Annotated in this window: 24 protein-coding genes; 10 read left to right on the top strand and 14 right to left on the bottom strand. The window is 36.2% G+C overall.

The window, feature by feature from the left end; translation table 11 throughout:
* Positions 1-17: 17 nt before the first annotated feature.
* Positions 18-563: a YfiT family bacillithiol transferase gene (locus ABXZ36_RS05590; protein WP_354614503.1), complete on the bottom strand. Its 546-nt coding sequence runs from the start codon at positions 561-563 to the stop codon at positions 18-20.
* Positions 564-720: 157 nt separating this feature from the next.
* Between ABXZ36_RS05590 and ABXZ36_RS05585 the strand changes: the two genes are divergently transcribed.
* The 5 genes from ABXZ36_RS05585 to ABXZ36_RS05565 all read left to right on the top strand — a co-directional run bounded on the left by ABXZ36_RS05585 (position 721) and on the right by ABXZ36_RS05565 (position 3,883).
* On the top strand, positions 721-1,359 hold the full coding sequence (locus ABXZ36_RS05585) for a peroxiredoxin (protein ID WP_354614502.1): 639 nt from the start codon (positions 721-723) through the stop codon (positions 1,357-1,359).
* A 261-nt stretch (positions 1,360-1,620) separates the two neighbouring features.
* Positions 1,621-2,187 (top strand): cupin domain-containing protein, encoded by a 567-nt coding sequence (locus ABXZ36_RS05580; protein ID WP_354614501.1) that lies wholly within the window; start codon positions 1,621-1,623, stop codon positions 2,185-2,187.
* Positions 2,188-2,273: 86 nt separating this feature from the next.
* A complete protein-coding gene (locus tag ABXZ36_RS05575) occupies positions 2,274-3,236 on the top strand; it encodes a tRNA-dihydrouridine synthase family protein (protein WP_354614500.1) in 963 nt (320 codons plus the stop codon).
* 12 nt (positions 3,237-3,248) lie between these two features.
* Positions 3,249-3,506 (top strand): VF530 family protein, encoded by a 258-nt coding sequence (locus ABXZ36_RS05570; RefSeq protein ID WP_354614499.1) that lies wholly within the window; start codon positions 3,249-3,251, stop codon positions 3,504-3,506.
* A 185-nt stretch (positions 3,507-3,691) separates the two neighbouring features.
* Positions 3,692-3,883, top strand: coding sequence for a cold-shock protein (locus tag ABXZ36_RS05565; RefSeq protein ID WP_062055258.1), 192 nt, complete (start codon positions 3,692-3,694; stop codon positions 3,881-3,883).
* A 671-nt stretch (positions 3,884-4,554) separates the two neighbouring features.
* Here ABXZ36_RS05565 and ABXZ36_RS05560 read toward each other — a convergent pair.
* The 3 genes from ABXZ36_RS05560 to ABXZ36_RS05550 form a co-directional block, all read right to left on the bottom strand.
* Positions 4,555-5,487, bottom strand: a complete 933-nt coding sequence (locus ABXZ36_RS05560; protein WP_354614498.1) for a peptidylprolyl isomerase — start codon at positions 5,485-5,487, stop codon at positions 4,555-4,557.
* A 149-nt stretch (positions 5,488-5,636) separates the two neighbouring features.
* Positions 5,637-7,016 carry a M20/M25/M40 family metallo-hydrolase gene (locus tag ABXZ36_RS05555; RefSeq protein ID WP_354614497.1) on the bottom strand — a complete coding sequence of 460 codons (1,380 nt, stop codon included), beginning with the start codon at positions 7,014-7,016 and terminating at the stop codon, positions 5,637-5,639.
* On the bottom strand, positions 7,013-7,897 hold the full coding sequence (locus ABXZ36_RS05550) for a PPK2 family polyphosphate kinase (protein ID WP_354614496.1): 885 nt from the start codon (positions 7,895-7,897) through the stop codon (positions 7,013-7,015). The genes ABXZ36_RS05555 and ABXZ36_RS05550 overlap by 4 nt, the downstream gene beginning before the upstream one ends.
* Before the next feature lie 199 nt (positions 7,898-8,096).
* Between ABXZ36_RS05550 and ABXZ36_RS05545 the strand changes: the two genes are divergently transcribed.
* Positions 8,097-8,795 (top strand): hypothetical protein, encoded by a 699-nt coding sequence (locus ABXZ36_RS05545; protein ID WP_354614495.1) that lies wholly within the window; start codon positions 8,097-8,099, stop codon positions 8,793-8,795.
* Between the two features lie 45 nt (positions 8,796-8,840).
* Here ABXZ36_RS05545 and ABXZ36_RS05540 read toward each other — a convergent pair whose 3' ends face one another.
* The 9 genes from ABXZ36_RS05540 to ABXZ36_RS05500 form a co-directional block, all read right to left on the bottom strand.
* Entirely contained in the window at positions 8,841-10,004 is a 1,164-nt protein-coding gene (locus tag ABXZ36_RS05540) for a sigma-54-dependent transcriptional regulator (RefSeq protein ID WP_354614494.1), read from the bottom strand.
* Positions 10,005-10,260: 256 nt separating this feature from the next.
* Complete coding sequence (locus ABXZ36_RS05535) at positions 10,261-11,103, bottom strand: mechanosensitive ion channel family protein (protein ID WP_354614493.1); 843 nt, start codon at positions 11,101-11,103, stop codon at positions 10,261-10,263.
* Position 11,104: 1 nt separating this feature from the next.
* Positions 11,105-12,439 carry an ABC transporter permease gene (locus ABXZ36_RS05530; RefSeq protein WP_354614492.1) on the bottom strand — a complete coding sequence of 445 codons (1,335 nt, stop codon included), beginning with the start codon at positions 12,437-12,439 and terminating at the stop codon, positions 11,105-11,107.
* Positions 12,432-13,367 carry an ABC transporter ATP-binding protein gene (locus tag ABXZ36_RS05525; RefSeq protein WP_354614491.1) on the bottom strand — a complete coding sequence of 312 codons (936 nt, stop codon included), beginning with the start codon at positions 13,365-13,367 and terminating at the stop codon, positions 12,432-12,434. Before ABXZ36_RS05525 ends, ABXZ36_RS05530 begins: the two co-directional genes overlap by 8 nt.
* A 193-nt stretch (positions 13,368-13,560) precedes the next feature.
* Positions 13,561-14,679, bottom strand: a complete 1,119-nt coding sequence (gene dnaJ, locus ABXZ36_RS05520; protein ID WP_354614490.1) for a molecular chaperone DnaJ — start codon at positions 14,677-14,679, stop codon at positions 13,561-13,563.
* Positions 14,680-14,688: 9 nt separating this feature from the next.
* Positions 14,689-15,243: a nucleotide exchange factor GrpE gene (locus ABXZ36_RS05515; protein ID WP_354614489.1), complete on the bottom strand. Its 555-nt coding sequence runs from the start codon at positions 15,241-15,243 to the stop codon at positions 14,689-14,691.
* Positions 15,244-15,392: 149 nt separating this feature from the next.
* On the bottom strand, positions 15,393-16,355 hold the full coding sequence (locus ABXZ36_RS05510; RefSeq protein WP_354614488.1) for a TIGR01777 family oxidoreductase: 963 nt from the start codon (positions 16,353-16,355) through the stop codon (positions 15,393-15,395).
* Positions 16,356-16,468: 113 nt separating this feature from the next.
* The gene (gene mnmC2 / locus ABXZ36_RS05505) at positions 16,469-17,152 is read right to left on the bottom strand and encodes a tRNA (5-methylaminomethyl-2-thiouridine)(34)-methyltransferase MnmC2 (protein WP_354614487.1); all 684 of its coding nucleotides are present in this window, start codon (positions 17,150-17,152) and stop codon (positions 16,469-16,471) included.
* A gap of 1 nt (position 17,153) precedes the next feature.
* Positions 17,154-17,657, bottom strand: coding sequence for a DUF4920 domain-containing protein (locus ABXZ36_RS05500; RefSeq protein ID WP_354614486.1), 504 nt, complete (start codon positions 17,655-17,657; stop codon positions 17,154-17,156).
* 106 nt (positions 17,658-17,763) lie between these two features.
* On the opposite strand from ABXZ36_RS05500, the gene ABXZ36_RS05495 reads away from it, so the two are divergent.
* Positions 17,764-18,828 (top strand): branched-chain amino acid aminotransferase, encoded by a 1,065-nt coding sequence (locus ABXZ36_RS05495; protein ID WP_354614485.1) that lies wholly within the window; start codon positions 17,764-17,766, stop codon positions 18,826-18,828.
* Positions 18,829-18,875: 47 nt separating this feature from the next.
* Here the strand turns inward: ABXZ36_RS05495 and ABXZ36_RS05490 are convergent, their stop codons facing one another.
* A complete protein-coding gene (locus ABXZ36_RS05490; RefSeq protein WP_354614484.1) occupies positions 18,876-19,265 on the bottom strand; it encodes a pyrophosphohydrolase domain-containing protein in 390 nt (129 codons plus the stop codon).
* A gap of 346 nt (positions 19,266-19,611) precedes the next feature.
* Between ABXZ36_RS05490 and ABXZ36_RS05485 the strand changes: the two genes are divergently transcribed.
* The 3 genes from ABXZ36_RS05485 (at position 19,612) to ABXZ36_RS05475 (ending at position 20,808) form a co-directional block, all read left to right on the top strand.
* The gene (locus ABXZ36_RS05485; protein ID WP_354614483.1) at positions 19,612-19,791 is read left to right on the top strand and encodes a hypothetical protein; all 180 of its coding nucleotides are present in this window, start codon (positions 19,612-19,614) and stop codon (positions 19,789-19,791) included.
* Positions 19,792-19,808: 17 nt separating this feature from the next.
* A complete protein-coding gene (gene crcB / locus ABXZ36_RS05480) occupies positions 19,809-20,180 on the top strand; it encodes a fluoride efflux transporter CrcB (protein WP_354614482.1) in 372 nt (123 codons plus the stop codon).
* A 289-nt stretch (positions 20,181-20,469) separates the two neighbouring features.
* Complete coding sequence (locus tag ABXZ36_RS05475; RefSeq protein ID WP_354614481.1) at positions 20,470-20,808, top strand: P-II family nitrogen regulator; 339 nt, start codon at positions 20,470-20,472, stop codon at positions 20,806-20,808.
* Positions 20,809-20,813: the final 5 nt, after the last annotated feature.

The following is a 20,813-nucleotide window of genomic DNA, read 5'->3' as shown; positions in this document are numbered from 1 at the left end:
GGCTTAAGCCCGATTCTCTATATCCAACCTTTTCGTTTCAATAGGTTTTCTATATGTGCTATATGATGGCTACCATGCCAAGCATACTTTCCAATAGTTTGAGCTACTGTAACAGACAAATTACCATCGGGATGAATGTACACTTTATCCATCGCTTCAGAATCTAAGCCCTTGAGCATGTAAACCAATTTGCCATGCAGTGCTTTTATATAATCTAAAGACAGACCTATAGGCCCTGACTGTGCATCAAAAAGTATGGACCAATCTTTTTCTGCATAGGCTTTGATCAAAGGTCGATCCTCGGTTAACGCCCATTTAAAACGCGTATAACTATGATGATGGCTGTCCGCAATATGATGTATCAATTGTCGCACAGTCCATCCCCCTGGGCGATAAGGTGTTTCCAATTGTTGCTCTGAAAGGTCCAAGACCAAATGTTCTAAGCGTTGTGGTACGCCTTCTAGTACTAATATCCACTCATTAATCTGTTCCTGTGTAATACTATTGGGCAAAGCCATATGCCCAATAGGGTACCGCAATTGTTCCATGTCTAATTCTTCCATAGCTTAAAAATAAAAAACTAATACTAAGTCAGTGTCATTGAAAGCATATTTATTTGACGGTGAATTTGAATACTGTTTTAATTTAACCCCAGATATGATTCGATTAAACATTAATCTACTATTTTTATAGGATATTAATAATTTAAAAACCATCACTATGGCGACTATACGACTAGGAGATATTGCACCGGATTTTACAGCGGACAGTTCTCACGGAATGATAAATTTATATGACTATTTAGGGGACGGATGGGGCATCCTCTTCTCTCATCCAGCAGACTTCACTCCTGTTTGTACCACGGAACTAGGCACGGCCTCCAAGTTTAAAGGCGAATTTGACAAGCGCAACGTAAAAATGTTAGCTTTGAGTGTGGATGGCACTGCATCCCATGCCGAATGGATTAAAGATATTAATGAAGTACAAAATACCACCGTTAACTTTCCCATCATAGCTGATGAGGACAAAAAGGTTTCCCATTTGTATGATATGATTCATCCAAATGCGGATAACAATTTAACGGTTAGATCGGTTTATATAATCGCACCAGATAAAACAGTAAAACTAATGATTACCTACCCAGCATCTACTGGGAGAAACTTTCATGAACTTTTACGAGTTATAGACTCCTTACAGTTGACAGCATATCATAAAGTGGCAACACCTGCAAATTGGGAGCAAGGGGAAGATGTGGTGGTTAGTCCGTCAATTTCTACAGCCGACGCTGTGAAAATGTTTCCAAAAGGTGTTCAAGAAGTAAAACCTTATTTAAGGATGACCCCACAGCCTAACATTTAAAAGCTTCAAGCCTGTTTTATCTGACTTACTTGCTAGTTAAAAATACTTTTAAACACCTGTTTAACCTCCTAATCCTTTTAGATTGGGAGGTTTTTTTCGTACCTGATCAATCAAAATAGTAGTGATTCTAATCCAATAAGAAGTCCAACATAAATGGTTGTAAAATACCTAATTAGAATTAATAATTAACACATATATACCTTTCAGATTTAGAAATTAATTACCTTTAGCTTAGGTAATTATGCCCATATACTGACATCTATGAAAAGAAATAACTTTATTTCGATCGTGATGATTTTGGCAGCCACTCCTTTATTATCCTACGCCAAAAAGCAACCTTATTATATAACCGATGGCAAAGGTTGTAAAATAAAATCTGGTAAAGGTAGAATTCATGGCCACATTAAATTAAAAGGAGTAAATAAAAACATTCTTGATCTAAAAGTATCTGGTAGTGATACTGATGTTGGACTTGCCGTATTTGAACAAACTTCTATTTCCCAAGGAATGGGCACCCCTTTACATGTTCATCACTGCCAAAATGAAATGTTACGTGTAATTGAGGATTCTTATAGGTTTAAAGTGGGCGATGATGAATTTGAATTAAGTACTGGTGATAGTATTTTCCTACCAGAAAAAGTGCCTCATGCAGTGACCCAAATATCCACAAAGGGAAAAATGACGGTCATCTTCCAACCTGCAGGCAAGATGGAGCAATTTTTTGTTGCCCTTGCTGCATTGGACCATGAGCCTAGCAAGTCTGGAATGAGCCAGATATTTAAGGACAATACTATGGAAATTGTTGCTCCCCCATTAAAAGTGGGTTAATCATAAAGAGGTATTTCTTGAGGACCATACCGAAGTAAGAACTTTTTAGCAAAAAAAATAAATATATTTGCAGTTGGTAATCATATATGAGCTGCACACTTCTTTCTTCCCCACTACAAGGCTTTACGGACTTCAAATTTCGAAATGCTTTTAACCACTATTTTGGTGGTGTTGACACTTTTTATGCCCCCTACATCCGATTGGATGGAAAATTACTCATAAAATCATCATATCAGCGGGACCTGCAATTGGAGAACAATACCACCTTAGAGGTTATACCACAAATAATGACAAATGATGTGGATGAATTCCTTTTTGTGGTGAAATACGTTCAGGAATTGGGGTATAAGGAATTGAACTGGAATTTGGGCTGCCCCTATCCTATGGTCACCAAAAGAGGAATGGGTTCTGGTTTAATAAGTGATGTTGAAAAAATAAATGCTATCCTAGATAGGGTTCATTCAGAAACAGATATTATTGTTTCTATGAAAATGCGAATGGGTTATGAAAACAGTGATGAAATTTTAAAGGCGCTCCCCATGTTGGATAGGTATCCCTTAAAAAACATTGCTATTCATGCACGTATAGGAAAACAGCTTTACAAAGGAGGGGTAGATCTAAATGCCTTCCAGCGTTGTTTGGACCTAAGTCATCATAAAATATATTACAATGGGGATATAACCTCGGTCTCCGTCTTTAAGGAAATGCAGGAAAGGTTTCCAATGATAGATCATTGGATGATCGGGAGAGGATTAATTGCGGATCCTTTTTTACCACAAATGATAAAAAACAATAGTACCCTCTATCCTGATGATAGATGGGGTATTTTTAGTGAATTCCACGAAACTATTTTCTCGGCATATGACCTAGCGTTGTCAGGTCCAACTCCAATACGAATGAAAATGCTTGGTTTTTGGGAATATTTCAGTCAATCTTTTTCAAATCCTCAAAAGGTATATAAGAAAATTAAAAAGGCTAAGGATGTTTCAGCCTATAAAGTAGCGGTTAAAGAAATTTTAAATTTGGAACGCCAATTTGATAAAGGATAATTACTTTAGAACATGGAAGAGGAAGAGTATAAAAACGAACGCAGGACAGAAAATGATCAAACTAATAATCCGCTTCATGGAATAAAATTAGTGGACATTTTGGATCATTTGGTAGCAGAATATGGATGGTTTGATCTAGGGAAGAGGATACCAATTAAATGTTTCACAAACGATCCTTCCATAAAATCTAGCCTTACGTTTTTAAGAAAGACTCCATGGGCTAGGGAAAAAGTAGAAAATCTATATCTGTACTCTAAAAAAAGCAACTAATTTAAATTATAAGTGAATTGAAGTTCCTTCTATTATTTACAAGGGATAGAGCCAATTTATCATAGATTATATTCGTATAAAATTGACGTCTTCTAAAACAATTCAAAGATAAACACCTCAATAACAAGCTATTTAACATATTTTATCCTATATTTGCGTTACATATAATTTTTTAATTTTTAGTAATGAATAAAGGAACAGTAAAATTTTTTAACGACTCTAAAGGATTTGGATTTATCGTTGAAGAAGGATCAAACAAGGAACACTTTGTACACATTTCAGGATTGATTGATGAGATTCGCGAAGGAGATGAAGTAGAATTCGAATTGGAACAAGGTAAAAAAGGATTGAACGCAGTAAATGTAAAAGTAATTTAATACTTACTCTTTAACTTTTTATTGAAAAACTAAAAGCCTATTGATGTAAATTGATAGGCTTTTTCATATTCAGATTCTACCCTACACCCCTTATTATTCATCTTGCACATTATCTTATGGATGATTTATACAACATCCATAAGATATAATGATTATTTTCTAAATAATTAAATATCTGAAATAGAACTACTTACCTATAAAATTATGAATTTTTACATAAAAAAAAGTAAAAATTCTATGTTTTGAGACGCAACCTATTTATCTTTATCACATCTTAAAGAAAAATAACTTCCCCCAAATAACAAACAACCTTATATGAGTACATTCTTCGGTATCCTACTTTCATTACTAGCTATTAATGCCTTATTATTAATAATAAGCGTGAACAATGCAAAAACAAAAAAATAAAAGGAAGTAGGGTTTTTCTTCTTTCAGCTGTTACATTAGAAACCGGCATTACCAAGACCATAAAAATTTCTAGTAATGACTTTGTTTTTTAGCACAATCACGTTACTCTTAGTAATAAATATCTTGTTATTGGTCATCAGTGTTAATCGTACCTCAAATAAAATATAAAAGGGACACCAACATACTGGCCTCCCTTTTACTATTAAATTACCTCATAAATCAACATCCTATATAAACAAATAGGATACTGATACAAAGAGTCGTTATTTAATTTTCATCAACTCCACATCAAAAACTAAAGTTGCATCTCCAGGTATAACGCCACCTGCCCCAGCGCTTCCATACGCTAAGTTGGATGGTATAACAAACCTAGCTTTATCACCTACTTTTAATAAGCTAACACCTTCATCCCATCCCGGAATTACTTGTCCTACACCTAATTCAAAATCTATAGGTTGATTTCTCTTGTATGAAGAATCAAAAACAGTTCCATTGATCAAAGCTCCTTCGTAATGAACGGATACAATTTGCCCTTTTTTGGCCATAACGCCATTTCCTTTTTGGATGATCTTATATCTTAGACCAGATGCTGTTTCATCAAATCCTGCAGCCACCTTATCCAATTCTGCTGCTTGCTTTGCCTTTTCTGCTGCCAACTTCTTTTCTCTTGAACCTTCAAACGTGCGGAAAGCTTCTACCGCGTTCCATTCCTCGGCCTCTTTTCCTACACGTACAATTCCCAATGTCTTAATTTTGTCCCCTTGAGAAATAGCATCAACAATATCCTGACCCTCTTCCACATAGCCAAATACAGTGTGCTTATTATCTAACCATGGAGTTGCTATATGCGTAATGAAAAATTGTGTCCCATTGGTTCCAGGACCCGCATTAGCCATAGATAAAACTCCAGGACCATCATGCTTAAGATCTACATGGAATTCATCATCAAACTTATATCCTCCATCACCTGTACCTTTACCTAAAGGACAACCTCCTTGGATCATAAAATCTGGAATTACCCTGTGAAAAGATATTCCATCATAATATGGAGTGCCCTGTGGTTTTACACTATTCTCCATATTACCTTCGGCCAAAGCCACAAAATTACCCACAGTCCCTGGGGTTTTGTCGTGTGTTAATTTCACTAAAATCTCACCTTTTGAAGTGTTGAATTTAGCATATATTCCGTCTTGCATTTTGCTCGTTTTAATGAGCTGCAAAGGTACGGATTTATTTTTCTTCTTAAAATATGTGCAATTGTCTTTCAAAGAGATCTATCCAAAAAAAGGGAACGATTTACAATCGTCCCCTTTTTTAGATTTCGGATATAAGATCCGATATCTATTTAGTTTGGCAAAATACCGTACTTGTCGAATAAGTAGACCATGCTTGCCATCGCAGCAGCACCCAGTTCCAACTCCCTTCTATTCACATGCTCAAAGATGTCATTTTGTGCATGATGATAGTCAAAATAACGCTGAGAATCTGGCACTAACCCAGCCATAACAATCTGTTTATCTTTTAGGGGACCTATATCGGCTCCACTATATCCCTTTTCGAAAACATGGATTAAATAGGGCTCAAACAAGGACTTCCAAGTCAATACCCTTTCAAGATTAGCATCGGAACTATCAAAGGAAAATCCACGAGGTGTAAAACCTCCGGAATCGCTTTCTAATGCAAAAATGTGATTTTCCTTTTTATTTTTAGCTATTTCGGCATATTTAGCACCTCCCCTTAGTCCATTTTCCTCATTCATAAACAAGACCGCCCTTATGGTTCTTTGGGGCTTGTAACCATTAACTTTCATTAGTCTTAGCACTTCCATACTCTGAACAACCCCGGCCCCATCGTCATGAGATCCATCACCAAGATCCCACGAATCCAGATGTCCACCAACTACCATTATCTCATTAGGATATGTACTGCCCGTTATTTCTCCTACGACATTAAAGGATTCTACATCATCATATTGCTTGCAACTTTGTCTAAAAAAGAATTTAATCTTGGGATCCAACTTCAAAGTTGTGCTCAGTAAATCGGCACCATTAGTACTGATGGCAGCTGCCGGAATTCTGCTTTCCACTGGTAAATCACCATAACTCATGGCACCCGTATGAGGGTTGTCGTCTAATCGTAAGTTCATTGATCTTACGATAACACCTACAGCTCCTAATTTCCCTGCTTCCTCTGCTCCAGAATAACGCTGATCTACACAACCGGAGTATGCCTCAAAAGTCCTAATTAAAGTAGGATCCATGGGTCGATTAAAAAATACTATTTTACCAGCAATTTTTGACCTGCCCAATGCTTTAAGTTCTTCTATTCCTTTTACCTCTATGATAGCTGCCTTAATACCTACTCCTGGAGTTGACACAGACCCGCCCAAGGCGCAAATAGGAACATTATTGGTCATACCTGATTGATTTTCAATATAGGCAAACTCAGGGGTGCCCCTTACCCATTTAGGAACCATAACTGGCTGAAGCCATACCTTATCAAGCCCTAGGGAGTCCATTTGCTTCTTTGTGTAATCTACAGCTAGTTGTGCCTGCAGAGATCCAGAAAGTCTTCCTCCAATTTGGTTAGATAAATAGTTGAGCCAACCATAAGATTTACCTTCCGTTAATGATGAATTATAAATTGCTCTTATCTGTTGTTTATCGCTTGTTTGGGAAAATCCCATTGTTACCGATAAAAACAATAATAACCCTAGTATTCTCATCCTTTTTCTTTTTCTAATTGAGTTTTATAGACTTCTAAATTAGCCTTTATTTCGTCAACGAGTTCGGGTTCCACAATTTCTTTGTATTTTTTTAACTCTTCAAATAAAATGGAAGCAACAACAACCCGTGCCTCCTCCTTATTATCTGCAGGAATTACATACCAAGGTGCATTTGGTTTAGATGTCTTGTTAATTGCATCCTGATAGCAATCTTGGTATACATCCCATAATTTTCGCTCTTTTAGGTCTCCAGGTGAAAACTTCCAATTCTTTCTCTTTAGTTCTAACCTTCTCAAAAGTCGCTGGCGTTGTTCTTCTTTAGAAAGGTGAAGGAAAAATTTAAATATGATCGTTCCATTTTCGGCAATATGTCTCTCAAAATTATTTATCTGCTCAAATCGTTTCTCCCAGAACTGTTCGCCTATATCGGCAACATTATGTATGCCGGGTATGTTTTCTCCTATTATATATTCGGGGTGTACTCGTGTCACCAATACATTTTCATAATGAGTACGATTGAACACCCCAAATTTGCCTTTGGCAGGCAGAGCGATATAGTGCCTCCATAGATAATCATGTTTTAATTCTAATTCTGTAGGCACCTTAAAACTGTGAACAACAACCCCTCTAGCATTAAAATCCTTAAATACTTCCCTAATTAAACTATCCTTCCCCGCGGTGTCCATACCCTGTAGACAGATCAGCACACTATACTTTCCATGGGCGTACAAAATATCTTGGAATTCACCCAAATCCTCTCTAATCTCTTCCAACGCCTTATTTAATTTTTTATCTGACGCCTTTAGATTCCCAGACGTTCCCAAATTGGATAAGATAATGGGAGAAGTGACTTTATAACTTTTAGTATCAACTTTCTTCATATCATGCATATAAATATATTTTACGCTTTCCAAACGCTCTACTTTAATAATTTTTAGTCTTTTCTCGTCCTAAAAGTTCACATTTTGGTCCGATCATATAGTAAAACGACACTTAATCGATTAAATAATTAAGTAATCAACAGACCTAACTAACTTTAATCCTGTAATATACCCAAATTATTACCTTAAAACCTACGTCATGAAAACACAATACTTTTTGCTCAGTGCAATAGCTTTGTGCATTTTATCATCCTTCAGCTTCAATAAGGCATGTGATTATGCAAGCTCTAATATTGGCTACATAAAGAATCAGACTGAAATGGCCATCAAAGCCGAGAGTATTAATAAATCCAGATACTATGCCTATAAGGCCTTGAGTGCAATAGATAAATCTAAAAAACAATTAGAAAATTGTAATTGCGAATACGCCACAAAAAGCATTGGTGAGACTTCGGAAAATTTAAAAAATGCAACCCGAGCCACATCCCTGGCCAGCACAAGAATTTTATTGGGAAAAGCTATTCAAAATGCCATAGGCAGTTTGGATGCATTGGATGAACACGAACTCCATAAAAGCAAATATGCCAGTGATGTACTAGCCATGAATACCAAGGAAACAGAGAAGGAAAAGATCGGTATGCGGTTACCAGAGCAACCATTGTTGCATGACAAAATAGATAAATCGCTTTTGAGTTATGAAAAATCCCTCGCTAAAGTTGTAAGTTCCCTTGATTGTGAAGAAGCCTATGCCTACGCTATAAATGTTTTTCGAAATTGTGAAAAGCAATTATTGAGGACAGATATAACAGAGGCTAAAATGTACTATAATCTAAAAACCAAATCTATCACAGAGAAGGCTCTTAAAAAATTGGAAGGCTGTATAAATAATTCAAAATAAGCTATTTAAAATTCAACTCCCTCTTCAGAAAAGGCGCTATTTCTTTTATTTACTTCCAAAAAGCTTAACATCTTCATCTGTTACTTCTTTTCCTCCTAGAATGATTAGGCGCTCTACCACGTTTCTCAATTCCCTAATATTTCCTGTCCAGTCGTATTTCTGTAGCATTTCCATGGCCTTATCTGAAAATACTTTAGTAGTCGTCCCGTGTTCTTCTGATATTTTTTGAGCAAAATAAGTAATCAATAAAGGAATATCTTCCCTACGATCGTTCAAAGCTGGTACTTGTATTAAGATTACAGCCAGTCTATGGTATAGATCCTCCCTAAAGTTACCGTCTTTTATCTCCTTTTTTAAATCTTTATTAGTAGCGGCAATTACCCTCACATCTACCTTAATATCCTTATCGGATCCTACCCTAGAAATCTTACTTTCCTGAAGAGCACGCAACACTTTGGCTTGTGCAGAAAGACTCATATCTCCAATTTCATCTAAAAAAATGGTGCCATTATTAGCAGCTTCAAATTTTCCAGCCCTATCTTTTACAGCAGATGTAAAGGCTCCTTTAACATGACCAAAAAGCTCACTTTCTATTAGTTCGGACGGTATCGCTGCACAATTCACTTCTATAAAAGGTGATGCCCCACGTTGGCTTTTTTCATGGATCCAATGTGCTACCAATTCTTTACCTGTTCCGTTAGAACCGGTAATTAACACCCTAGCATCGGTGGGAGCTACCTTTTCAATCATATCCTTGATTGTTTCCAAGGCCTGACTTTCGCCAATCATTTGGTAATTCTTACTTACCTTTTTCTTTAAAATTTTATTTTCTATAACCAATTCCTTTTTGTCCAAGGCATTTCTCACTGTAGTGAGTAATCTATTTAAGTCTGGTGGTTTCGAGATATAGTCAAAGGCTCCTAATCTCATGGTATTTACAGCCGTATCCAAATCGCCATGTCCCGAGATCATTATAAAGGGAATTTCTGGTCGTATCTTTCTAGCAGCCTCCAACACCTCTACGCCATCCATTTTTGGCATTTTGATATCACACAAAACCAAATCATAATCTTCCTTTTTTATACTTTCCAGACCTTTTAGACCATCTTCTGCCTCTTCAACTATATATGAATCATTTTCCTCGCTCAAAATTTTTACAAGAACCCTTCTAATGGCCGATTCATCTTCTATTACCAATATTTTTGACATCTATCTTAACTTATTAACTACTAACGATTATTGTACTATTTTGGTATTTGGTATTTGGTATTTTCAAGAACCACTTTAAACTAGATACTAGGTTATAATAGCCTTTCAATATATAATTCGAGTGAATTCTCTTTTGGAAATTATCCTATTGTAAGATTTAGTTAATCCATGTTAACGGATTAAACATATTTCATGCCAACTAAATTTTATTTAAAAATTCGGCCCTCCATTTCACGAAGAACTATGATTGTAATACCTACTGGAATATATGAACATCCCGTTGTGGGAAAGGAATACTGATATTGTGCTCCCTGAATTTATCATTGATCTTAAACCTTATTTCACTTTTTAATCTAGGATCACTGAAACTGTCGTTAATAAAGAAATTGATGGAAAACAATAAGGCAGAATCTCCAAAATCTTCAAATAGAACAAATGATTTTGGGCTTTTTAATACTCCTTTTTGTGAAGCTGCTACTTCCTCTAATAATTTTGAGACCAATCTTACATCACTCCCATAGGCCACGCCTACTTTCACGCTCTCCCTTGTGGTTCTATGATTTTGGGTATAATTATAAATACTATCCGTTAAAAAAATATGGTTTGGAATAACGATGACCTTATCATCTCGAGTTATCGCCCTAGTGGTCCTCAGTCTAATTTCGAAGACCTTACCTATTTTATCTTCTACCTCAATAATATCACCTACGTGCAAGGACTGGTCCAGAATAATCAAAACACCTGAAATGATATCTTGGAACAAATACTGAAGGGCAAATCCCAAACCTACAAAAAGGGCGGCAGAAGCGGTCAACAGCACTGTAAGGTTAACCCCTGAAGCATGCAATACCGTTAAAATAACAAACATGTACAAGAGGTATTTAAAAAACCCGAAGATGCTCACGAATTTATTCTTATCCTCCTCCGGCAAATTGGAGGTCACCAGCTTATGCACCAATTTTAATAGAAAGGTAACAATGATAATAACGATGATTACCGCTAAGATAGTCCCCACACTAATATTTATGGTATCACTAGGGAATATCTTAAGTGATAAAAAATCTTTAAATTCTGACCAAATATCCTTTAAATTATTCATTTTAATATTTTAACCATTTAAAGAGTTCCCTATAACTAGGCTTCTTCCCATACATTAAAATGCCTACCCGGTAGATTTTAGCTGCCAACCAAACAATACCGATAAAGGTAACTATTAATAAGGCGATGGAAGTGATCAATTGCCAAATGGGAACGCCACCTGCCCCGAGCCCACCGGGCAACCTCATCATCATTACGATGGGTGAGGTTAAGGGAAACAACGAAAATGCAACTGCGATAGGCCCATGTGGATTATTAAATACAGAAAAGAAACCTACATAAATCCCAAGCATTAGTGGCAATATAATTGGAAAAATAAACTGTTGGGTATCCGTTTCATTATCTACCGCAGCCCCAATGGCCGCATAAATAGAACTATAAATCAAATACCCAAGAATGAAATAGATCAGAAAAAAGGTGATGAGCATAGCCCAAGGTATTTGAAATAATTCATTAGCGTATAACTGTAATGTTTCATTGGCACTATTTGGTGTAATACCGCCTACAACTCCTGGCCCCATAGTACTCCCATTACCTAGAGCAGCTGGCTCAATCCCAAAGATAAGAATAACAACAGAAAGCAAGAGCACCCCAGAAACAATCCAAATGGCAAATTGGGTAATACCAGCGAGGGAAGTACCAATAATTTTCCCTAGCATTAATTGAAAAGGTTTTACGGAAGATATAATAACTTCGATAATCCTACTTGTTTTTTCCTCTATAACGCTTCGCATAACAAAACCGCCATAGATAATAATGAACATCATAATAAGATACCCAAATCCTCCTCCAATAATAGCCTTTATCTCATTGATACCCTTTAAATTCTGTTCTCCGCTAAACGTGGTTGCATTTATCTCATACCGCTTGTCCATTGCTTCAAAATCAGAAACGGAGACCCCTAAATCCTGTATTCTGCCAAGTCTTAAACGATCCTGAAAAGTATCTTCCAAAATCTCAAGAATTGAAGTACTAGGAGAATCCTTGCTGTAAAAAACTGCACTTTGTGCCACAGTTTCAAGATCTGCGTTATTGGGAATGTGCAGCAGACCATAATATCCTAAACTTGTTGTTGAATCTTTAGCGGCCTCAATACCTATGTCCCTAAAATTCACATAAGAGAGATTATCAGTTGAGAGAAAATCATTGGAAAAATAATCACTCTCGTTCAGTACGCTTATAACACGCTCTTCACTATCGTTCACTTTAGTCAAATAAGCAATTAGCACAACCATTCCCACCATAAGAATAGGACTTAAAAAGGTCATGATTACAAAGGATTTATTCCTAACCTTTGCCAGATACTCCCTCTTAATTATAAGTAACAGCTTATTCATGGGTATTCTTGCTTTGGATGGTTTGAATGAAAATTTCATTTGCCGATGGAATAGTCTCCACAAAATGATTAATATTTGCCTTAGAAGACAAATGCGCTAAAAGGTCGCCAGTGTGGTTATTTGGCAATTGAATTGTAAAGTCCAATTGATTTTCTTCCCTTAGAAAAATAGGGGAAGATATGGCAAACTTATGTTGCAGTTCATTCAGTAGACTGTCTCCGTCCAATACTTCTAACCCTACCTTAAAAACATTGTTTTTATACGCCTTTTTTATCTCAGATAATTTCCCATCTAGAATTTTTTCCGACTTATGAATAAGGGCAATATACTCACAGAGCTCTTCTACAGATTCCATCCTATGGGTAGAAAATATTATGGAAGTCCCGTTTTCCTTTAATTGAAGTATCTCGTCTTTGATTAGATTAGCATTAATAGGATCAAAACCACTAAAAGGCTCATCAAAAATCAATAGCTTGGGCTGGTGAAGTACAGTTACAATAAACTGAATCTTTTGTGCCATCCCTTTGGAGAGTTCTTGAACCTTTTTTCCCCACCAGTCTCCTATTTCTAACCTATCGAACCAATATTTCAAACGTTCCTTGGCCTCCGTTTTTGAAAGTCCCTTCAGTTGCGCCAAATACAATGCCTGTTCCCCAACCTTCATACTTTTATAGAGTCCTCTTTCCTCTGGCAAATACCCGATCAAGGAAATATGGTGAGGTTGTAGCGGTTTTCCATCAAAGTATACCCTGCCACTATCTGGATAGGTAATTTGATTAATGATTCTGATTAACGTGGTTTTTCCAGCACCATTTGGTCCAAGGAGCCCGTAAATACTATTCTTTGGAATTTCAAGGCAAACATTCGTAAGAGCTGCATGCTTACCAAATTGTTTGGAGACACTTTCAGCTACTAAAATAGAGTTCATGTACGCAATTTTTTCAAAGATAATTAAATGCTTTAAAAGGAGATTTGAGTTTAAGATGTTTTATTAAAAACAAAACCCACCCTTATCAGAAATAAGGATGGGAAAAAAATTGCTATGAAAAAGAAAATTAATATTGGTTTCCCAACATTAAATCAAATATACGTTTTTTATTTAAAAATGAAAACTAAATTTATTAAGAAAACATATCCTTCACTTTTTCAAAAAATGATTTATCCGATTTTTCCGGATTGGGAACAAAATTCTCATGGTTTTGCATGCGTTCAAAAAAATCTTTTTGTTCCTTATTCGCTTCCTTTGGTGTCCAAACATTGACATGAACCAATAGGTCTCCAGCACCATAGCCATTAAGACTGGTAATGCCTTTTCCTCTAAGTCTTAAAATCTTGCCCGATTGTATTCCTGCTTCTAATTTGATTCGCACCTTTCCAGTTACAGAATCTATTTCTTTTGAAGTTCCTAAAACAGCCTCCGAGAAACTAATATAAAGATCGTAATGTAAATTATCACCTTCTCTTTTCAAGGTATCGTGCTCTTCCGTTTCAATGGCCACCAATAAGTCTCCAGGCACTCCATTTCCTGGTGCATCGTTACCCTTACCAGAAACTTTTAACTGCATGCCTTCCTCAACACCACCGGGTATCTTAATAGATACTGTTTCTTCTTTAACGATTAATCCCTGCGCATCAGCTTCACTAGGTTTTTTATCTATGGACTGTCCGCTGCCACTACAAACAATACATGTTGCCGCAGTTTGCATTCTACCCAAAATGGTATTGGTGATTTTTGTCACCTGTCCCCTACCCCCACATGTAGAGCATGTAGTGTAACTAACACCCTCTGCTTGAATTTTTCTTCTTACTTTGACCGTTTTCTCAACGCCATTGGCTACTTCTTCTAAGGTTAATTTAACCCTAATCCTGAGATTACTCCCTTTGACCCTGCGTTGTTGACCACCGCCTCCAAAACCACTAAAGCCACCGCCTCCGCCAAATGCACCACCAAAAATATCTCCAAACTGGCTGAATATGTCATCCATATTCATTCCAGCTCCACCTCCGAAACCACCGCTTTCAAACGCAGCATGCCCGTATTGGTCGTATCTAGCTTTTTTATTTGGCTCACTGAGCACCTCATAGGCCTCAGCTGCCTTTTTAAACATTTCTTCTGCCTTAGAATCACCAGGATTTTTATCTGGATGATATTCAATGGCCTTTTTGCGATACCCTTTTTTGACTTCGGCAGCACTCGCGTTTTTAGCAATTCCTAAAATGTCGTAATAATCTTCCTTCATACTTTAAATTTAGTTCCCAACAACAACCTTTGGATGACGTATAATTTTATCCCCTAGGGTAAAACCATTTTCTATAACGTCTATAATCTTGCCTTTCAATTTTTTGTCAGGTGCTGGTATCTGTGTTATGGCGTCGTGCAATTCAGCATCGAAATCATCTCCTTGTTTCACTTCAATTACTTGAAGTCCCTTTCCCTTTAATACTTCATTAAGCTTATTATTAATAAGCTCTACTCCTTTATACATTTCCTTATCATCCGATTTTGCCAACTCTTTCATTGCACGCTCAAAATCATCAATCACAGGCAATAAAGAAACGATAACTTCTTGACCTGCAGTTTTAAACAGTTCCATTCTTTCTTTAGAAGTACGTCTCTTATAATTTTCGAAATCTGCAAATAGACGCAAAAATTTATCTTTTTCCTTGGCCAAATCCATCTGCAATTGTTCCTCTGTTGTCAATTCTTCATGGGCTTGCACATTTTCTTCCCCTATATTCCCATCATTATTTGATGCATCAGAAACCATCTCATCCATTTCTTCTGCTTTATTTTTCTTACTCATTTGTGTGTCTTTATAATAATACTAGTTTCAAAATGCAAAAGTACTGCCAATTCTTTAAAAATGTCAAAATGTCATTAAACATTATAAAAAAACATCCACTTTAGGCGGATGTCGTTTGGATTTTGACATTAAAAAATTTCTCTGTTCGCTTAACTTAAAGACTCGGTTTGAGAAACGGCATTGTCTTGCTTTACCTTGTTTTCACTAAAATAAATAGCCTCCAATGCTTTACAAATATTTTGATAATGAAAAATAAAGCCCTCTTCTTCTATTTTCTTGCTGCTCACACGTTGACTAGCAAATAATATATAAGACATTTCTCCTAAAACCAATTTCATTACAAATTGTGGAATATTGGGCAGAACCAAGGGCTTGTTCAGCTGCTTTGCAATTTCCTTGACCAATTTATTATTACAAATAGGATTTGGGGCTACCCCATTAAAAACACCCTGTAATTTGTTGTTCGCTACAAAAAGGAATAATCTGGACAAATCTCTAATATGTATCCAAGACTGCCACTGGTCACCTGTCCCAAATGCTGCTCCAACATAATTTTTAATGGGCTTAGCCATTTCCGGAAGAGCACCACCCTTTTTAGAAAGCACCAAGCCTATTCTTATCTTAGCAACATTAAAATTATAGTTCTTGAACGTATCCGCCTCTTTTTCCCAAGCATGGACAACTTCACCTAAAAAACTATTGTCCACAGCCTTCTCCTCCTCAGAATAATAACCAGAGAGAGAATCAGGATAGATGCCAATGGCAGAGGCCGATATAAAAGACTCAATCGTATTAGAATCCACCTTGTCTAAACCATTTCTCAAAGTTTTCAAGCTATCTATTCTACTGTTTAGGATAGCCTTCTTATTGCTTTTCGTCCATCGTTTGGAAATAGAGACCCCAGCCAGGTTAATAATAGAGGTTACACCATCAAAACATCCGAGATCAATTTCACCTTTGGAAGGGTCCCAATAAAAGCCTTTATAATTGGAATTGGTTACAATTTTATTTTTACTTGTGGAAAGATAATTAACGTCAATATTTTTCTTCTGGCACAACTCAACAATCGCGGATCCCACTAATCCCGTCGCACCTGTTATTAATATTTTCATGTTAATTTTTAAACAAAGATATAGGTTTTAGGTAGGGGTGTCAAACGCTTTAATTAAGGTTTAACAGTATCGTCCAACAATGACTTAAAGAAATAATAATTTTATGTTATTATTTAACTTTTATCCTCGCCCAAATCAATTTTCACAGCTCTTAGCATCTCCCTTTTCCCCGGAGGCCCAGGTAAACGCTCCACTTTAAAACCAACAGACTGCATAGCTCTTCGCACGCTTCCCTTTGCTGCATAGGTTACTAATACTCCGTTTTGACCAATAGCATCATACATTTTTTGAAAAAGGACCTCTGTCCACAGTTCGGGCTGTACCCGTGCACCGAAGGCATCGAAATAAATAAGATTATACTTATCCTTATCCACAATTTCCATAAAATCCTTTTTCTGTTTTTGTAAGGTGAAGTTATTAGATAATTCGATGGCTTCTTCCCAAGGGGCATTATGCATCTTTTCAAAATCAGAGGCGAGTGCTTGGGCGTTAAGTTCATTTACGTAATCCAATTGCGCTACCTCTTCCAAAGTCACTGGATAAGCTTCTACCCCCGTGTATGCAATTTCCAAGTTGAATCTCTTTGATTCTATTAATGTAATTAATGTATTGAGGCCAGTGCCAAATCCGATTTCCAATAGTGAAATCTTTCTGTTTTCGAAAAGTGATAGTCCATGTTTAATAAATACATGGTAAGCCTCTTGCACAGCACCATGCTTAGAATGATACTGCTCATCCCATTCCTCAATTTGTATGGTCTTTGAACCATCGGAGGTTGTAATAATATTTCGTTTCATCCTATTGTTTAATTAGGACTCCGTCAGCTTCGAAACTATACGTTTTCTTTGATTCAAGAATCAAAGCCAATTCAGCTTCAGATTTGCCGGCATCTTTTGCAAAATGTCTTTGATCCTCCACGGATTGTTGTTCCACAAAAGCCTTTCCATTAACGACTACTTCCTTACCTACAATATTTTTAGGCATAAAAAAACCATAGTTCTTAAATTTTACCATAGCTTCTTGACCATCTTCCAACTTCAACTTCATCCAACATCCTTTAGCCTGACACACCTCTGCAACCGTGGCCTTAAATTTTAAGGATAAGGTATCTGACACCATCAGTACTTTATAGTTTTGCCACATTTCTGATTGAGGAATGGCCCCAACGGACTGAATTTCATCTCCATAGACGGTGTGTTTTGCAGCTTCAGTAGTCGTTTCCGATTTTTCCGAGGTTGATTTTACATCCTTACAAGAGACAATCAATACAATTAAAACAAGCAATATGTTAAAACTTTTCATATCTGATAAATTTTTGATCCTTTATACAAATTTGGTCTTTTTTAAACAAAAAAAGAAGGGCAACTAATGATAATTCATTAATTTTATTGCGACAAATTTAAATTGAATGGACACGAGTTTAAAGAATGTGATCGTAGAAAAAGCGAAAACATCAAAAATTGACCAAGTAGATTTCAATAATCTTTCATTTGGTAGTATCGTTACAGATCACATGATGGTATGCGATTATAAGAATGGGTCTTGGGAAACTCCAAAAGTAGTCCCCTATCAGCCCATTACATTAGATCCTTCCTCCAAGATATTCCATTACGGACAATCTGTTTTTGAAGGCATGAAAGCTTATAAGGATACGGACAACAATGTTTGGTTGTTTCGCCCATTAGAAAATCAAAAACGCATTAATATTTCATCCAAAAGATTGGCCATTCCTGAATTCCCAGAAGAATATTTCATGGAAGGCCTTAAGACTCTTTTAAAGTTAGAACAACAATGGATTCCTCAAACCGAAGGTAGTTCTTTATATATAAGACCATTTGTATTTGCTACGGGGAAAGGATTTCATGCATCTCCAGCAGATGAATATAAATTCATTATTGCCTGCGCCCCTTCAGGTCCTTACTTTTCAGGAAAAGTAAAAGTACTTATAGAAGAGACCTATTCTAGATCCGCAAACGGAGGAGTAGGTTTTGCCAAAGCTGGAGGTAACTATGCAGGACAGTTTTATCCTACCCAATTAGCGGTTGCCAAAGGTTACAACCAAGTTATTTGGACCGATGACAACACCCACGAATACATTGAGGAAGCAGGGGCAATGAACATCTTTATCAGGATCAATGATACATTGATTACTAGTCCTATCAGCGATAGAATATTAGATGGTATTACCAGGAAGAGTTTGATAGAACTTGCCAAAGAAGAAGGAATTAATGTTGAAATACGCAAGATTGCCGTAAAGGAAGTGGTAGAAGCTTCGGAAAATGGTACTTTGATGGAAATGTTTGGCGCAGGAACTGCCGCCGTAATATCTCCGATCACTGCTTTTGGTTACAGAGAGAAAGATTATGAACTCCCTGAATTGGAAAATAGTTATGCTGCACTATTAAGGAAACGCATCACGGATATACAATACAATAGAGCCGAAGATAAATTTGGTTGGAGGTACAAATTATAAATCAATAGATTTATCATAATAAAAAGCACCTCAACGAGGTGCTTTTTTTATTTCTTATCCAAGATTTCCTTGATATTTGGTTTAAAATAATTGGGGCCTTTTAAAACCTTACCGTCTTCCCTATAGATTGGTTTTCCATTTTCATCCAACTTACTCATATTACTTCGCTGTATCTCTTCAAACACTTCTTCTATTTTATATTGCATACCGTGTTCTAATATGGTCCCGCATAAAATGTACAACATATCCCCTAAGGCATCAGCCACTTCCACCAGATCGTTATTATTGGCAGCTTCCAAATATTCTTTATTCTCCTCATCCATTAAATTAAATCGAAGTAAATTTTTTCGTATCCCCAAATTTGCCTTTGTAGTATTGGAGACACCTAGACCGAATGAGCTATGGAATAGCTCTACTGCGCGAAGTTTACGTTTCATTATTGTTCTATTTTAAGTTAGCTTTGCGTAAAAATAAAAAATATGTTCAGTAACGGTCAATTAATTTTTGCCGCCCTTTTTGTACTTGTTTTTATTGGGGTAATGATATTTTCGTATAAAAAAGACAAGCAATTACACCTTAAAAACTACAAAGGAGTCAAATGGATAGGAATAACATTTATAATCTTCATAATTATCCTTTTTCTAATGAAGTATTTGCTTAAAAATTAACACTTCCTTTGACTTAACCACAAAAATTTCCACTTACACAACATAAAGTCCAGATACAACGTATAATATAAGAAAAGAAGTACTTTTGCGTTATACTGCTAAACTAATTGGACAAATGGTTACATTTTTTAACATTCTCATCACGTTGGTCGCTATAAATGCCGTTTTATTGATCTTCAGTGTCAATCGAACCAATAAGAAGAAAACGGTTTCAGTAGATGAAAATTTAGAAGGGTCGGCCTCAAAGGTCTATTCAATGGAATTAAGTTCTTCCAATTATAAAAAAGCAATTTAGTTTTATACTTTTAGGGTATGAAACAAATGCTACTTGTTTTTTTGGGAGGAGGATTAGGCAGCATGTTACGCTTTCTTATCTCCAAAACCTACAACCCTTATTTCACTAACTTTTATTTAGGTACTTTTTTAGTTAATAGCATGGGATGCCTGCTTATAGGATTCCTTTTGGGCCTTTCTGCTAAAGGAAATTATCTTTCACAAAACCAAACCTTATTATTAGCCACTGGATTTTGTGGTGGTTTTACCACCTTTTCTTCTTTTGCATTTGAAAACTTTTCATTTCTTAAGGCTAGCGAACTACTTAACTTTTCCCTTTACACCCTTTCGAGTATGATTCTTGGGGTTATAGCGGTGGCTTCAGGCCTCTGGATCTCCAAATTGTTATAAATAACACACTACAGGCATTCTATTCTAGAAATAAGTAAAAAATACCATTTTACCTTATTTATTAAACAATTCGCAATTTTTGGTCGAAAAATATCATCTTATATCAACTATATTCGATTAGCTCTGCTAAAAATTAATTGAATAATCATTTTTTTATCTTTAAAAATACATACCCATAATTTTATGGGGGTTAATTTGATATATATATAAAAATAAGACACATAGCCCCTATTTTTAAGGGGTGTTAATTTTTTTAACATACATTTGGCCCATAATTAATAAATCAATTATGAAAAAAATAGAGGCAATTATTAGAAAGTCAAAATTTGACGAAGTAAAAAAAGCACTTCATCAAATTGAGGTGAACTTCTTCAGCTATTGGGATGTAACTGGAGTTGGAAATGAAAAGCAAGGCCATGTTTATCGCGGTATTTCCTACAGCACTACTGATATCCAGAGGAGATATCTGGTCATTGTGGTTTCCGATGATTTCTTGGACAAGACCGTAAGCACCATTTTGGAGATAGCAAGTACCGGAAATGTGGGCGATGGAAAAATATTTGTATCAGACGTCTTAGATGCTTATCGCATTAGGACAAAGGAAAACGGACACGCAGGCATCAACTAACTCAA

It is taken from the genome of Sediminicola arcticus (assembly GCF_040566695.1).
Classification (GTDB): domain Bacteria; phylum Bacteroidota; class Bacteroidia; order Flavobacteriales; family Flavobacteriaceae; genus Sediminicola; species Sediminicola arcticus.
Note: the sequence above shows the minus strand (reverse complement) of the source record. Positions and strands in the feature narration are given on the sequence as shown.

Bases quoted from the DNA above. Each gene is read 5' to 3' on its own strand.
- ABXZ36_RS05590 (WP_354614503.1), bottom strand. From the start codon at position 563: ATGGAAGAATTAGACATGGAACAATTGCGGTACCCTATTGGGCATATG.
- ABXZ36_RS05585 (WP_354614502.1), top strand. From the start codon at position 721: ATGGCGACTATACGACTAGGAGATATTGCACCGGATTTTACAGCGGAC.
- ABXZ36_RS05580 (WP_354614501.1), top strand. From the start codon at position 1,621: ATGAAAAGAAATAACTTTATTTCGATCGTGATGATTTTGGCAGCCACT.
- ABXZ36_RS05575 (WP_354614500.1), top strand. From the start codon at position 2,274: ATGAGCTGCACACTTCTTTCTTCCCCACTACAAGGCTTTACGGACTTC.
- ABXZ36_RS05570 (WP_354614499.1), top strand. From the start codon at position 3,249: ATGGAAGAGGAAGAGTATAAAAACGAACGCAGGACAGAAAATGATCAA.
- ABXZ36_RS05565 (WP_062055258.1), top strand. From the start codon at position 3,692: ATGAATAAAGGAACAGTAAAATTTTTTAACGACTCTAAAGGATTTGGA.
- ABXZ36_RS05560 (WP_354614498.1), bottom strand. From the start codon at position 5,487: ATGCAAGACGGAATATATGCTAAATTCAACACTTCAAAAGGTGAGATT.
- ABXZ36_RS05555 (WP_354614497.1), bottom strand. From the start codon at position 7,016: ATGAGAATACTAGGGTTATTATTGTTTTTATCGGTAACAATGGGATTT.
- ABXZ36_RS05550 (WP_354614496.1), bottom strand. From the start codon at position 7,897: ATGAAGAAAGTTGATACTAAAAGTTATAAAGTCACTTCTCCCATTATC.
- ABXZ36_RS05545 (WP_354614495.1), top strand. From the start codon at position 8,097: ATGAAAACACAATACTTTTTGCTCAGTGCAATAGCTTTGTGCATTTTA.
- ABXZ36_RS05540 (WP_354614494.1), bottom strand. From the start codon at position 10,004: ATGTCAAAAATATTGGTAATAGAAGATGAATCGGCCATTAGAAGGGTT.
- ABXZ36_RS05535 (WP_354614493.1), bottom strand. From the start codon at position 11,103: ATGAATAATTTAAAGGATATTTGGTCAGAATTTAAAGATTTTTTATCA.
- ABXZ36_RS05530 (WP_354614492.1), bottom strand. From the start codon at position 12,439: ATGAATAAGCTGTTACTTATAATTAAGAGGGAGTATCTGGCAAAGGTT.
- ABXZ36_RS05525 (WP_354614491.1), bottom strand. From the start codon at position 13,367: ATGAACTCTATTTTAGTAGCTGAAAGTGTCTCCAAACAATTTGGTAAG.
- dnaJ (WP_354614490.1), bottom strand. From the start codon at position 14,679: ATGAAGGAAGATTATTACGACATTTTAGGAATTGCTAAAAACGCGAGT.
- ABXZ36_RS05515 (WP_354614489.1), bottom strand. From the start codon at position 15,243: ATGAGTAAGAAAAATAAAGCAGAAGAAATGGATGAGATGGTTTCTGAT.
- ABXZ36_RS05510 (WP_354614488.1), bottom strand. From the start codon at position 16,355: ATGAAAATATTAATAACAGGTGCGACGGGATTAGTGGGATCCGCGATT.
- mnmC2 (WP_354614487.1), bottom strand. From the start codon at position 17,152: ATGAAACGAAATATTATTACAACCTCCGATGGTTCAAAGACCATACAA.
- ABXZ36_RS05500 (WP_354614486.1), bottom strand. From the start codon at position 17,657: ATGAAAAGTTTTAACATATTGCTTGTTTTAATTGTATTGATTGTCTCT.
- ABXZ36_RS05495 (WP_354614485.1), top strand. From the start codon at position 17,764: ATGGACACGAGTTTAAAGAATGTGATCGTAGAAAAAGCGAAAACATCA.
- ABXZ36_RS05490 (WP_354614484.1), bottom strand. From the start codon at position 19,265: ATGAAACGTAAACTTCGCGCAGTAGAGCTATTCCATAGCTCATTCGGT.
- ABXZ36_RS05485 (WP_354614483.1), top strand. From the start codon at position 19,612: ATGGTTACATTTTTTAACATTCTCATCACGTTGGTCGCTATAAATGCC.
- crcB (WP_354614482.1), top strand. From the start codon at position 19,809: ATGAAACAAATGCTACTTGTTTTTTTGGGAGGAGGATTAGGCAGCATG.
- ABXZ36_RS05475 (WP_354614481.1), top strand. From the start codon at position 20,470: ATGAAAAAAATAGAGGCAATTATTAGAAAGTCAAAATTTGACGAAGTA.